The 14,190-nt window shown below is 33.7% G+C and carries 12 protein-coding genes and 1 riboswitch; of the genes, 3 read left to right on the top strand and 9 right to left on the bottom strand.

Features of this window, described 5'->3' with window-relative positions; translation table 11 throughout:
- The first annotated feature begins 96 nt into the window (after positions 1-96).
- Positions 97-654: a leucine-rich repeat domain-containing protein gene (locus tag OM967_RS07280; protein ID WP_246111582.1), complete on the top strand. Its 558-nt coding sequence runs from the start codon at positions 97-99 to the stop codon at positions 652-654.
- Positions 655-827: 173 nt separating this feature from the next.
- Here the strand turns inward: OM967_RS07280 and OM967_RS07275 are convergent, their stop codons facing one another.
- The 4 genes from OM967_RS07275 to ubiE form a co-directional block, all read right to left on the bottom strand.
- Positions 828-2,849 (bottom strand): hypothetical protein, encoded by a 2,022-nt coding sequence (locus OM967_RS07275; protein ID WP_264337851.1) that lies wholly within the window; start codon positions 2,847-2,849, stop codon positions 828-830.
- A gap of 87 nt (positions 2,850-2,936) precedes the next feature.
- The gene (locus OM967_RS07270; RefSeq protein ID WP_264337850.1) at positions 2,937-3,569 is read right to left on the bottom strand and encodes a hypothetical protein; all 633 of its coding nucleotides are present in this window, start codon (positions 3,567-3,569) and stop codon (positions 2,937-2,939) included.
- Positions 3,570-4,235: 666 nt separating this feature from the next.
- Positions 4,236-5,933, bottom strand: a complete 1,698-nt coding sequence (locus OM967_RS07265) for an ABC transporter ATP-binding protein (protein WP_264337849.1) — start codon at positions 5,931-5,933, stop codon at positions 4,236-4,238.
- A gap of 182 nt (positions 5,934-6,115) precedes the next feature.
- The gene (ubiE, locus tag OM967_RS07260) at positions 6,116-6,814 is read right to left on the bottom strand and encodes a bifunctional demethylmenaquinone methyltransferase/2-methoxy-6-polyprenyl-1,4-benzoquinol methylase UbiE (protein ID WP_211907911.1); all 699 of its coding nucleotides are present in this window, start codon (positions 6,812-6,814) and stop codon (positions 6,116-6,118) included.
- A gap of 152 nt (positions 6,815-6,966) precedes the next feature.
- Between ubiE and OM967_RS07255 the strand changes: the two genes are divergently transcribed.
- Together OM967_RS07255 and OM967_RS07250 are read left to right on the top strand one after the other, a co-directional pair.
- Positions 6,967-8,091, top strand: a complete 1,125-nt coding sequence (locus OM967_RS07255) for a Bcr/CflA family efflux MFS transporter (protein WP_444875948.1) — start codon at positions 6,967-6,969, stop codon at positions 8,089-8,091.
- Between the two features lie 138 nt (positions 8,092-8,229).
- Positions 8,230-9,675, top strand: coding sequence for an ankyrin repeat domain-containing protein (locus OM967_RS07250; RefSeq protein ID WP_211907910.1), 1,446 nt, complete (start codon positions 8,230-8,232; stop codon positions 9,673-9,675).
- Positions 9,676-10,436: 761 nt separating this feature from the next.
- Here the strand turns inward: OM967_RS07250 and OM967_RS07245 are convergent.
- The 5 genes from OM967_RS07245 to OM967_RS07225 all read right to left on the bottom strand — a co-directional run bounded on the left by OM967_RS07245 (position 10,437) and on the right by OM967_RS07225 (position 14,189).
- The gene (locus OM967_RS07245) at positions 10,437-11,117 is read right to left on the bottom strand and encodes a thiamine diphosphokinase (RefSeq protein WP_211907909.1); all 681 of its coding nucleotides are present in this window, start codon (positions 11,115-11,117) and stop codon (positions 10,437-10,439) included.
- Between the two features lie 100 nt (positions 11,118-11,217).
- Positions 11,218-11,373 (bottom strand): PQ-loop domain-containing transporter, encoded by a 156-nt coding sequence (locus OM967_RS07240; RefSeq protein WP_264337847.1) that lies wholly within the window; start codon positions 11,371-11,373, stop codon positions 11,218-11,220.
- A riboswitch (TPP riboswitch) is annotated at positions 11,362-11,464 on the bottom strand. (Overlaps the previous gene by 12 nt.)
- Before the next feature lie 76 nt (positions 11,465-11,540).
- On the bottom strand, positions 11,541-12,410 hold the full coding sequence (locus tag OM967_RS07235; protein ID WP_211907908.1) for an SPFH domain-containing protein: 870 nt from the start codon (positions 12,408-12,410) through the stop codon (positions 11,541-11,543).
- The gene (locus OM967_RS07230; RefSeq protein WP_211907907.1) at positions 12,394-13,452 is read right to left on the bottom strand and encodes a M23 family metallopeptidase; all 1,059 of its coding nucleotides are present in this window, start codon (positions 13,450-13,452) and stop codon (positions 12,394-12,396) included. Before OM967_RS07230 ends, OM967_RS07235 begins: the two co-directional genes overlap by 17 nt.
- Complete coding sequence (locus tag OM967_RS07225; RefSeq protein ID WP_264337846.1) at positions 13,449-14,189, bottom strand: YebC/PmpR family DNA-binding transcriptional regulator; 741 nt, start codon at positions 14,187-14,189, stop codon at positions 13,449-13,451. Before OM967_RS07225 ends, OM967_RS07230 begins: the two co-directional genes overlap by 4 nt.
- Between the last annotated feature and the right edge of the window lies 1 nt (position 14,190).

Here is a 14,190-nt window from a genome sequence, read left to right as displayed (position 1 = left end):
AGTTGAAGGGTTATCTTGTGTCAGCTTGTTAATACACTTGACAATGACTGAAGTCTATGCTATAATAAGAATTATATTAACAGAGGAGTTATAAACATGATGGAAGTAGAACTTAATAAATATGTTAATGGTAATACCTTAGACTTAAATAGTCTACATATACACATGGAGAAGTTAATAAACTTTTTACAAGAGAATCCAAATATTACAAGCCTTATCTTACACGACTGTTATATTGATGCTGAGGGTGCAGAAGTTTTAGATGAAACATTAAAGAATGTTAATGCTCCGAATCTTACTGAGTGTAAAGTAACTTCTAGTATTATGGGTAATCAAGGTTCAATAGCAATCACTAAATTATTAGAGAATGGTAACTTTCCAAATCTTGTTAAGCTTGATTTAATTTCTAATAATATAAGCCCTGATGGTGGAGTGGAATTTATAAATGCACTAAAGAATGGTAGTTTTTCAAATATTACTGAGTTTAATTTACTTTCTGACAGTGTCTGCGATAAAGGTATAGTAGCATTACACGAATCATTGAACAACAATAAGCTTCCAAATCTTGTTCAGTTTAATTTCCCCTTTAATCCTACTAATGATGAAAGCATAGAAACGCCAAGCGAACATCTATTCGCTGACAGCATTATATAAAGGTTTTATTTGTTGCTATTATTCAAATTTACCTATGTTGAACTATACAAAAGTGTCACAAAATCCATATATGTAATTTGATTAGAATTTTACCGTCACGCTGAGTAAGGTTACTCATTCTATTTTTCTACAAAAGTGTTTTCTGAGCTGAAAAGCCCAGAAAACATTCAGTCTTATATAAAATTAGTATCAACGGAAACAGAATTATCCTCATTGTCATAATAGTTGAGGTTTGCTTCTTGAGTACTATTATAAGCAAAAGCATTTTTTGATAGTACTTCTTCCTCATCCCTTCTATCACAGCCTTTTTCATTAAAGCCATATTCATCATGGCCATCCTCTTGGACTTGTATTTTTAACTTCTCAGCTTCTGCTTTTGCTTGCAGAACCTCCTCTTTACATTCCGCTTCGTTATCATAGTAAAAGAAAGTCTCATCTTGATTATCATTGCCACCAGGAGAATAACTTGGGAGAGCAGGTATTTTCAGCTTTACTTCCTTATCAGAACTCCACAGACCCCTCTCTACAGACTCTTTAACTTCTTCTAATTGCTGCGGAGACTTACCGGTTGAATCTTTTATCTCACCTTTATAATTTAGACGATCCTTTAGTATAGCATACTTATGTTGAGCAATTTTGTAGCCAGCTTTATCTATTATAGAACCGTCCTTAGTGACGATAACCATTGGAGCCTCTAGCTTTGCAACTATAGTTTTACCTTCACACTCCCTTAATTTTGCTAACGGAAGATCTAAAATCAAATTAGGACACTTTTCATTCAGAAAAAAGTTTTCACTATTAATAGGACTGCTGTAAGGTACAGCAGTTGGACAACAAGCACTTGTGTTGATGCTTCGAATCTCCTCTAGACATTGTAAACCAGCAGTTCCTTTTGCACCTCCTTTATTACACCACATGTTACTAGGTGCGGCAAACGTAAAGTTTATATTTTTTCCACATTCTTCATCCTCTTGACACCTAAAAGTTATACCAAAATTTTGTGCATGATATTGATCCTCACTTTTGCTATCAAAATGACTCATGATCTTATCGTTTTTCATTAAATCAGGCAAAAATTGTTTCAAAAGGTCTCTTGTAAACCAAGCAGGCTTACCCACGTGCTTTTCTGCTGAATATTTTTCAGCATTCTCCCCGCACATTTCTTTATCAATATGACCCAGATTGACAAGTTTACCTTCTATGACTTTATCATCTCCATCTTTATCATCACTATCCTTTTCTTTCTTGCCATCTTTATCATCACTATCCTTTTCTTTCTTGCCATCTTTATCATCGCTATCCTTTTCTTTCTTGCCATCTTTATCATCGCTATCCTTATTAAAGCCGTCTTTATCTTTGTCGCCTTTATCGCGGCCATTTTTATCACGCTTACAATCTATCTCATCCTCTATTTCTTTTTTTATTTTATCCTTTATCTCATTCTTAGTCTTGTCATCAATCTCAAACTTAAGATCTTTCTCTAGTTCATTTTTAATCTTTTCCTTCAGTTCATTCTTAGTCTTATCGCCAATCTTAAACTTAAGATCTTTCTCTAGTTCATTTTTAATCTTTTCCTTCAGTTCATTCTTAGTCTTGTCATCAATCTCAAACTTAAGATCTTTCTCTAGTTCATTTTTAATCTTTTCCTTCAGTTCATTCTTAGTCTTATCGCCAATCTCAAACTTAAGATCTTTCTCTAGTTCATTTTTAATCTTTTCCTTCAGTTCATTCTTAGTCTTATCGCCAATCTTAAACTTAAGATCTTTCTCTAGTTCATTTTTAATCTTTTCCTTCAGTTCATTCTTAGTCTTGTCATCAATCTCAAACTTAAGATCTTTCTCTAGTTCATTTTTAATCTTTTCCTTCAGTTCATTCTTAGTCTTATCGCCAATCTTAAACTTAAGATCTTTCTCTAGTTCATTTTTAATCTTTTCCTTCAGTTCATTCTTAGTCTTGTCATCAATCTCAAACTTAAGATCTTTCTCTAGTTCATTTTTAATCTTTTCCTTCAGTTCATTCTTAGTCTTATCGCCAATCTCAAACTTAAGATCTTTCTCTAGTTCATTTTTAATCTTTTCCTTCAGTTCATTCTTAGTCTTGTCATTAATCTCGTACTTAGGGTCTTTACCATCATCTAGCCTTGTATATAAATTAATTTTCAATTTATTTGAATAAGGGAAAGTGTTCTGTAACATAAAATTGCTCCATTAATAAATAAAGGTTACTAAAAAGTTAACATAAAATAGAAATGTATACTAACAATGTATACACCTTCATTACTTTCATATAATATAAACAATACCTTCTGGTACTGACATTTGTTCAGGAGAAAATGCTGATTCTGTGCGCGTATCTATTATAGAAGCATTTATCGCATCCACACAAGCTTTGCATTCAGGATTATTATCACATTGTCCTTTGATACGATTGTCTGGACCAATTTCAAGATTGTTGTCACTTTTATCAATAATTTCTTTACATTTTGCAAACATTAAACCACTAGATTTCTTAGTAATGGCATCTTTAATCTCTCCAGAAACTGCATCAACTACTATTGAAAGCCTTGAAAAGTCAATTGGTTTTTTAGGTTCTGGACAAGGAGGTATTTCTACCTCAGGACATTTTACATCAGGACAAGGAGGTATTTTTACCTCAGGACATTTTACATCAGGACAAGGAGGTATTTTTACCTCAGGACATTTTACATCAGGACAAGGAGGTATTTTTATATCAGGAAGCTGTATATTTAATTCGAGTCCATCACGATACGGATCAAAGTGGTTATGGCAATGTGGGTTAAAGTGGTTATGACAATGTGGATCAAAATTATGATGGTACCGTGGGTTAGTTGTGCAAGCTGTGCGCGTAGGAATGCATGAACCAACGCGTGGAGATGAGGAAAAATTATAATTCATAAGAATCCTTTAAAAAATAACTATTAGATTATTATAGGATAAAAAAGTTAATGATTTAATAATTCTAAGGTTAAAACTAGCATATACAAACTTACAGTACATTTCAAAATACGATTTTAATATAGAAGATATTCGCATTGAAAAGCTTTGCCACAGCAAAATGCTGCTAAGATTTCAAGAAAAAGCTGTCAGTAGTCAAATTTATTGTATTTTAAAGCAAAATGTGAAGCACATGGTTTTCCATGTGCTATTGGAAGTACGTATATCAAGAGTGAAAGAACGTACGTTTGTTAGTGATTTAAATCTAATCTCTTAGCAGAAAAAATCAAACGTATCACAAGGATTATAACATGTATCATAATAGTTATGATATGAGTTAAAATGATTGTGACACAAATTAGTAGCACAAGGTGCGTATGCAGGTGCAGAAGCTTGTGCACAGTGCGAAATTGGTGCTGGTAAAACTTGTGTTGGCACAACCTGTGTTGGCAAATTGAAAGCCGTACAAGGTGATTTTGGGAAATGACTATAATTATAAACCATAATAATCCTTAAAAAAATACTATGATATTATTATAAGTTAAAATAATTAAAGATTTAATAACTTTCATTATCAATCTAGCATAACAACCAACAAGTATGACTCAAATTTTCCTTCAGTTTTTACTATATCCTCACCAATTTTGCATACAGCCCATCTTTACTCATTAGAGAATCATGAGTTCCCACTTCTTCTACTTTCCCGCAATTAATCACTATAATCTTGTCAGTTTTGAGTGCGGTTGATAGCCTGTGCGTAATTACAATTGTTGTTCTGTTTTGCATCAACTTGCTAAGTGCTTTTTGCACTAGGTTTTCACTTTTATAATCAAGAGCAGAGGTTGCTTCATCCAGTATTAAAACCTGAGGGTTTTTGAGTATGGCTCTTGCTATTATGATGCGTTGTTTTTGTCCTTCAGAAAGTTTCAGTCCTCTTTTTCCTACAAATGTATCAAATTTATCCGGCAGCTTATCAATAAATTCCATCGCATAAGCGCTGATAGCTGCTTGCTTCACCTCTTCATATTCAGCATCTGGTTTACCATATAGTATATTTTCCATTATTGAACAAGAGAATATCATATGGTCTTGTGGCACTAAGCCAAACAACGATCTGAGGTCATTTAGCGCAATTGATTTGATGTCATGCCCATCAATAGTAATACTGCCTTCACTTGGATCGTGAAAACGGAGCAAAAGCTTTAAAATGGTGCTCTTGCCACTTCCAGATGGTCCAACAATTGATACTGATTGGCCTACCTCTATAGAAAATGATACATTATTTAATGCTGGCTTATCAGCATAAAAAAATGTTACATCATTAAACGAAATTCTTTTTTGAACACTATTGATCCTTATAGGATTATCACTATCTAATATAGAGCTTTTCATGTTCATAAATTCAAATAAACGCTCTACAATTCCAAGACCTCGTTGCAAATCACTGATGTTATCGCTTAGATTGTTTACAGCCCCTGAAGCAAGCGCTGAATAAAACACAAATGAGGAGAGTTCTCCAATGGTCATATTATTACTTAAGACTTCTTTTATTCCAAAAAAAAGCAAAATAACTAGCGAACCTATCACACACGTGATAACTAGAGTTACTAAAATAGCACGTAAGAGTACTAATTTTACGTATGATTTTGATACTGAGTTTAGATGTTTCTGAAAACGAATTTTTTCATTTTCTTCGAGTACAAACGATTTGATAGTTATTATAGATCTAAAATTTTCCTCACTAAATGATGCAAGCTCACTTAATTTATCCTGAGCGAAGCGTGCATAATTGCGAACTTTTTTTCCAAGTGAAGTCATGATAATGAGAAGTATGGGTATTATTGCAGCTGCATATGCAGTGAGGTGCAGATTTGTGTATAATAGCATTGCAACACTACCAGTCAGTACAACAAAATTTCTCAATATTGTCAGTAAGCTGCTGTTTATTATCGATTGCAATGCAGAGGTATCAGTAATTAATGCTGAGATAACATCTTGTACGCCTGTGTTCTCAAAGAAACTCGGTTGCAAGTCAGTGATACTGCTATATAAGTCGTATCTGATTCTTGCGATAACTTTCTCGCTGCCAATGCCAATGAAATATAACCGAATAAATGCAGTGAAAGAAATGCCTAAAACTATCAGTATTGAAACTACGAGCTTGGTAGTAAAGTTATGCTCTGCGCCAGAATCAATTATGTTGCTTAAGCCCCTACCAAAAAGAAGAATCGTTAAAGCTGAAAATAGAACTGCAATAAAAGCTATGCTAAAATAATGTAGACTAGGTTTTATATAGTAAAATAGCTGCTTAATGTTAGATCGCATTTTATTTTAAAGTTAAGTATTTAGCTTCAGGAAAAAGTTACAATATTAGTTTACAGTGTACTTCGTTAGAGCAATACGTTCAAGAAACTTTAGCTTGATTTCTACTGAAGGAAAAACGCTGCGCAATTACAGGAAGATAGCAAAAGAACTGTTGGAAGGATGAGCATACCAGAGTTTAATATTCATTTTATTCCAATGTGTAACGCCACTATTCCATAGCTCATATTATAGAACTCAACATTCTTAAAGCCTACCTCTTCAATTTCCATTTTAAAATTAGTTTGAGTTGGAAATTCTCTTATGCTTCTTACTAGGTATTCGTAAGAACCCTTATCTTTAGCAACCATGCTACCAATTTTAGGAATTACTTTAAATGAGTATAAGTCATAAAATTTGGTGAATATCTCATTTTGATAATGCATAGGGGCAAACTCCAAGCAAATAAATTTCCCATCTGGCTTCAATACCCTATATGCTTCACTTAAAGCCTTTTTACGGTCAGAAAAGTTTCGAATACCAAAAGCTACTGTATAATAATCAAATTCAGAATCTTCAAATGGTAAACTCTCTGCATTTGCACATACCCAATTGAAATTTAGCTGATTTGAATTTATTGCTTTATCACGCCCTTTGTCCAGCATGTTTTGATTTATATCACATACTGTAACTTGAGTACTTGGTTCACCTCTTGCTATTCTTATAGCTATATCTCCGGTTCCTCCAGCAATATCCAAAACCTTGGAGTTCTTTTTAAAATGCACACTACTTACCATCTTCTCTTTCCATAGCCTGTGCATTCCAAGGCTCATTATATCATTCATAATGTCGTAGCGATTTGCTACAGAATCGAAAACCTCTTTAACTAATTGTGATTTATCCATATTTTATACAGAGATTAGCAGTTAAATTAATATACTAATGAGAAAAATATACTACAATTAAACATATTTAATCCAGTAAATCATTAGTGTCGACAGCTTTTTCACAAAATATCATCTCTCTTATTATTATATTATCTGTAGCAGTTGTTGATATGGCAACAGACTTATACTCAGTTGCATTGCCAAGTATTGCCAACTATTTTAAGGTGAAAGGTAATATAGCGCAGCTTACGATCAGTTTAAATTTAGTAGGAGTTGCAATATCTGGATTAATTTATGGCCCATTGTCAGACTATTATGGCAGGCGCCTAATAATGCTGATTGGTATGACAATTTTTACTTTGGCAAGTATTGTATGTTGTATAGCTGATAATATTATACTTTTAATATTAATCCGGTTTATACAAGGAGCTGGAGCTGGTGTTGCAGGCGTTGTCGGATATGCAGCAATCAGGGATATGTACTCAGGTAGTGAATACTCAAGAGTAATCTCAAAGTTAAATATGATAGTAGCACTTTCACCTGGAATAGCTCCAGTGGTAGGCAGTTATATAATTTCACATGGTTATAGTTGGAAGTTTTTGTTTTTTATCATATCACTTGCCGCAATTATTATGCTCATTTTTATTTACTTGAAGCTACAAGAAACGCTGACCGTAAATAAAAGTAAAGCCAGTATTAATATCTTCAAGCAGTATATATTAATATTTAAGAATTATCGTTTCCTTGGATTTTCAAACATTCATGGATTAACTTTCATGTGGCTTTGGGCATACATTGCTAACTACCCGTTCATATTTGAATCAATGGGCGTTGAAGTACAATATTTTGGCTATCTCATATCAATCATAGTTATATTTTACATAATTGGAACTTTAATTAATAGAAGGTACGTACCAAAAATAGGAGTGAGCAAGATGTTAATAATAGGTTTGGTATTACCGATGATATCGGATGGTTTATTGGTATATTTTTATCTCGCAAACAAGTTAAGTGTACTTATTCTTCAAGTTCTTTGGATTCCGAGCAATATCGGGCTTGCACTCGTAATCAGCAATAACGTAACTTCTGCTTTAGAAACAATCAAGGGTATAGGGCTTGGTAGTGCAGTCCTCTCATTCTGCAATATGATGTTTGGAGCTATTGGAATATATATAGTAGGAAAATTTTTTCACTATAGTATTTTACCAAATTTACTGTTAACAGTTGCATGTTCTATAATTGCAATTCTTATATATAGTTTACTTAAATATACTGAAAAACACAGAGAAGGCTGATTACAATAGATTTCTTATATAACCTTATGAAGGTGTAATTTCGGTATGTGGTGCTGGCATCCAGAGAACTTTATCTGCAGAGTTCATTGATTATTAGCAACTGTACCATGATAATACAATTTCTATAGAAAAGTTCAGATGAGTGGCAATTTTATTGATTATACACATTTTAACAGCTCCCTAAATCAGGGTGAGAAAGTTCGATTAGCTGAAAAGACTCACAAAGTTAGGGAAATCTTCTTAAAATATATCAGCAATGATGTTCATAATATGTCAGTTGAGGTTCTTAACACCTATGATTTTGGAAAAGAATATAATGATATATTTAAACAACCAAACAGTATTCATGTACAATTTGGAGATGTTGGAGATAAAGTATTAATTTACTCATGGCCTCGTTACAACGAGTTTGATGAAAGTAAATGGAAAAATTTTTTATCACAACTAACAAAGGATCATAATCTAAAATTTATTGGAACTGGGCCACTTGAGTTTAAATATGAAGGTTTTAATTACAGTGTGTATCCTCCAGCTTTCAACTTTTCACAAAAAGAAATATCTTCAAGACAAATCAATAAAGTTTATACCCTTTTCAAAGCGACAATTTCTGATGATTATAAAGATTATGAACCTTTAGCTTTCAGCTTTTCACAAGAAGAAGTAAATAAAATTATAGAAAATATTAAAAGATCTCATAAGTCAATAAAAAAGCAAGTCATTGACCATTACCAATCATCAGGAAAAGATTTTGTTAAAAATGATTTAGACTTCATAAAGATTGGTACCGATATAAATAATAAAACAAGATTTAGTTCTGTAATATATTTTAACAAACCCAATGGTGTTAATGAAATTAAACTAGAATTATATAAAGCGACTCCCTTACACTTATTTGCTAAGCTTGGGGACAGTTTTTCTCAGCAGCTAGAAGATGATCTAGATAAGGGGGCAGATGTTAATGCAATAGATGAAAGTGAAAAGACCCCTTTACATTATGCTGCTAAAAATGGTCATATAGACATAGTAAAAATTCTATTAGCAGTAGACGGAATCGCTATCAATGTAAAAGACAAGGATGAAAAAACTCCTTTTGATTTAGCTAAAACAGAAGAAATAAAAGCTCTATTAAAAAAAGCCGCAGAAAAAACTGATGACAGTTCAGTATCGACAGATAGTGAAGGAGATCAAGAGGAAGATGCTGGACAAGAAGGTAATGTCCAACCAGTTACACAAGAGCAAGACCCAAAGGAAGAACAACAGGAGATCAGTGCAGAAGAAGAAAGTGATGTAAAAATTGAAGCTGCTGATAATGGACATTCTATTGACATAACACTTACACAAAATGGTGTTAGTCCACGAAGTGAATCATCAACAAATGAAGAACAGCCAAGCTCTTTTTTTAGTAGTTTGTTTGGTATACTGATTAAACCTTTTTCTTTAATAAGATCATTTTTGGGTGGATTTTTTTCATGGTTGTTTGGATCTGATGAACCATCAACTGAATCTGATCAAATAATTGCACCAAGTAACTCAGGAGGAGAGGAGCTAACAAACTATCAAGAGGGTGATAATAATATTATATAATAGATTTCTTGCATAACTGGAATGCAAAAAAAAATCAGTTGATGTCATGAAAGTAGCTGACACTGGCACCCAGTTAAATTTACGGAGTATAATGGATTTCAGCGTCAAGCACACAGCTGTACGAACATTCATTTTTGCAGGTAAATTGCACAGCAAATGGTGTCATTCCAGTGCTTGACACTGGCATCCAGTCCTTTCACAGAGTTCCATCCAAAACGTTGTAAAGTGTTTACCAACTTAGGCCCAATCTGGATTCCAGTGTCAAGCACTGGAATGACACCGTCTGCTACGCGAATTGCCCACAAACCACAATGTTCGTACAGCTGTGACTGGAATGAACAAGAAAGGGAGCAATGACTTGCACATTCCCCTGAACAGATACCTTGACATTAAAGTTTCTAGGTTTGAGTAGTGAAATCCGATCAGTATGAAAATTAGCAAACTCCTTTTTATTCGCTGTAGAATAAAATTTTTTATTTTAATGAAAAAATTGCTTCCGCATACTCAAGATGCCATTATAATGATGGTAGAGATATTTAGAGAGCTCAAAATCTATCTTGGTCTGCAAACCTTTTAACCAATTTTTCAATAAAAATTCAGCCACATCTGTTGTGTGTACATTCTGAATCTTTTTTATACAGGAGGATTTTATGTCCAGAATTCCAGATATTTGACCTTTACTTTAGCTAATAACAGGCGCCTGTAGTTTTTAGAATTAGTGTTAACACGGTTTTTCTACTTTTTTTTCTTAATGTTTTAACTCAATACACACCATCATCATTTACTGCTTCTAAATATATCATTGCTAAACACACGCCGCTGTGTATTTCTATAGATAACTCATTGCCTAAACTTCGATTAAAGCAAGAATTCTTTCCTGGAAAAGCAAGGTTACTAAGGTACAGTTCCCATTGTAATCCTTTAGTTGATATTTGAGCTTTCGGTATACCAAGTAAGGATATTTTAGTATTTTTTAGCAAAGAGGAAAAATAGCTAATACCTTTTTGTAAGGCGTACCCCACCGTGGGAGGCGAAGGCATATAAAAGATACTATCTGTACTTAAAAAAAAGTTAATATTTTGTAGTATATGATCAATTGCTCCTCCAGTAATACCCGTTACTATTGATGGCAATAACTTTACTGTTTTCAAGTGAGCCATTGCTTTAGAAAAGTCGCAATAATCTTGATCAGGTAGATATACTGTATTTAAATTAGCACGTAAATTCGGATTTATACTATCCAAATCTCCTATTACAAGATCAGGTTTTACGCCAATTGATAGAAGCTTATTTGCTCCTCCATCTACAGCAATAACAGGTATATCTTGTTTAAAAAACGATGAATCAGGTATTTCTCCATTTAGTACTACAATAGAACGATATTCTTGCTCCACGCTACAATGTAGCATATGGTTATAAAACGCTTCGTGCAGTTTTTGCATCGTAGTAACATTTTTGAACAATTGATATTATACTGATCACTAATCCAGCAATATTACTGAGTATCACAAAAGTTAAACCCTGACAAATACCGTAAATAAGCTAAGATGATGAACAAATAAGATAATTCACTAACATTAGCATCGATACGTCACGAGTAAGTTTTGTGATATATGCTCTATATACTTGAGGCAATAACCCAATGAGAGATGTAATGAACGCGATGAAGCCAAAGCATTCTTCAATATTTATATACATACATTTTCCTACGTTTGTTTTAACAAGATCAGGTTCAAAGGGTTGTACTTTATGTACTCTCAGCTTTTTTAGAGCACCCCTAATGCGTGTAATTTATAACATCATTTAGTCTATTAATCAAGAAATTAACAGTGACTTGCATTCATGAAACCCAATCGGCTTCTATGCTAATTATTATCCAAACTAATAGTCGGCTGTGCATCCTGCTCAGAGATCAGAGCAACTAGCAAATTGTTTATCAATTGAACCTTTTGTTTTCCATCCAATTGTAAGCTTTTATTTTTTTCAAAATGGGCTATTACTTCTTCGATAATTCCTATTGCATTTTGCACTATATGCCTTCTTGCAGAGGTGATGGCATGCGCTTGTTGACGCCTCAGCATTGCTTGTGCAATCTCAGATGAATAGGCCAAATGCGATATTCTCGCTTCTGCAATTTCAATTCCAGCAATATTCAATCTTTGTTGTAGCATTGATCTCAATTCATTTGAAATTTTATCAGAATTTTTACGCAAAGATTCCTCATCGTTTTCGCTATCATACGGATAATTACTTGCCAGTTCTCTAATTACCGAGTCACTTTGCACAAAAACGAATTCATGATAATTATTAACATTATAATATGCCTTTGCAGGACTGCTAACTCTCCAAACAATTACTACTGAAATCTCTATCGGACTTCCATTAGCATCATTAACTTTAATTTTTTCTGTGTTAATATTCTGAAATTTCAGAGACACTCTATATTTACTCGAAAACGGAAGCGTTACACATATTCCAGACTTAAAATAAGTTCCAATATAATGACCAAAAAACTCTATCACTCTTGCTTCATTAGGGTCATTAACGAAAAGTGCCTGAAGAAAAGTCAAAATTGAAACAGCAGCAACTCCAAGTGCAATTGTGCTGTCATACACAAAAAGTACCAATAAAATTAACCCTAGCGCTATTAGTACAGGAAAAGCCCGAATTTTACTTAGATTTCTATCACTTATCGTATTTTTATCTGTGCTGTCTTTATCAGATTGCTTTTTCACTTGCACCCTCTCTGCTGATTATTTCATCTACCTTACTTACAAATAATTTAAACTCTCTTAATTCACGATCAGGCAACTTTATCTCATTGCCATGAGCTATCGTAAGCGGATCAATATGTTTACCATTATATATAACTTCATAATGTAAATGAGGTCCTGTTGCAACACCAGTGCTGCCGACATAAGCAATGATCTGCCCCTGCTTTACTTTAGAGCCTAACTTTATATCGCTACTAAATTTGCTTATATGTGCGTAACAAGTTGAATATTCATTTTTGTGTTTTATTTTGATGTAATTTCCATAGCCACCATTCTTTCCTATATATTCTACCACACCCTCTGCAGCAGCATATATGGGACTGCCAAGCTTAGCTGCATAATCTACTCCTTTGTGAAAAGCAATTTTACCGCGAACAGGATGCTTTCTATTACCAAATTTCGAAGATATACGATAATCTCCATTCAAAGGACTTACGAAACTCTTTAAGCTTACACCCTCTTTATTAAAATACCTTTCTTTGCCGTCTTGCGATTTATAATGATATAAGCTAATGGCTTTATTGTTTGTTGTCAGTGAAGTATATAAAATTTTTTCTTCAGCTTTCTGATTACCGAGTGATTTCTCAAAAAGAACCTCCAACTTACCTTTTGGCACAATGTCTTTTTTAAAACCTATACCAAAATCTTTATATACGTTGATTAATTTCATCACCGTATTTGGCGCCAAACCTCCTGCATCAAAAAAAGAGGATTTTATGTCACTGGATATGAATGATAGCTTTCTATCACTTTCTGTCACCAAAGCAGCTTTTTTTTTCCTGATCCCGTCTTGGAATAACACTGGAGAGTGGGTTAGTGTCATTCCAGTGCTTGACACTGGAATCCAGCTTTTTAATCGAAAATGTTGTATAGCGTACTGTTTATAATCAATTTTGCTAGATTCCAGTGTCTGGGCACTGGAATGACAATAGTCTTTCTGCACAAATGTTTCAGTTGCATATGCTGGTAAAATACAAAGCAGTGGAAGTATTACCAGCCTCATAGTTTATCAGCAAAAATAAAATTACCTTCAACATACTGCACATCATCATTATCTTCTAGCTCTTCAACTAATATAGATAATTTATCAATTAATTCTTTGTCGCTAACTTCAATCAGGTCCTTTGGTTGCCATGAAAGACGAGCAAGTTCTGGTTCTCCAAATTTTGTATAGAAAGCGTCACGTACTTTACCAAAGTCTTTTACTTCACAAGTTATAACATATAATTCTTCTTTGTTATTTTCCTCAACATTCAATACTTCTAATTCAATTCCATAGTTAAATAAATCTTCAAAATTTATACCCTCTGCTTTATAGACAATTAAGCCTACATGATCGAAAAGGTAACTCACACATCCTGTTTCTCCCAAATTACCGCCTTTGCGAGAAAAGATATAACGTATCTCAGAAGCAGTTCGGTTGCGATTATTTGTCAGAGCATGGACAATAAGTGCAGCACCAGAAGGTCCGCAGCCTTCATATTGTATTTCTTCATAACTTTCTCCAGCAACGTTACCAGCTGCATTTTTTATTGCTGTTTCTATTTTATCTTTTGGTAGATTTTCCTTTCGCGCAGCAAAGATAGCAGAGCGAAGACGTGGATTGAGTTCGGGATCAGGCAGCCCTTGTTTTGCAGCAACTGTTATTTCCCTAATGAGCTTCGTAAATTTTTGCGAGCGCTTTGCATCCTGAGCAACTTTTCGATGTTTTATATTTGAAAACTGTGAATGACCAGCCATA

Source organism: Wolbachia endosymbiont (group B) of Dolichovespula media, from assembly GCF_947179505.1.
GTDB lineage: Bacteria > Pseudomonadota > Alphaproteobacteria > Rickettsiales > Anaplasmataceae > Wolbachia.
This window is presented reverse-complemented; position numbering and strand designations above follow the sequence as displayed.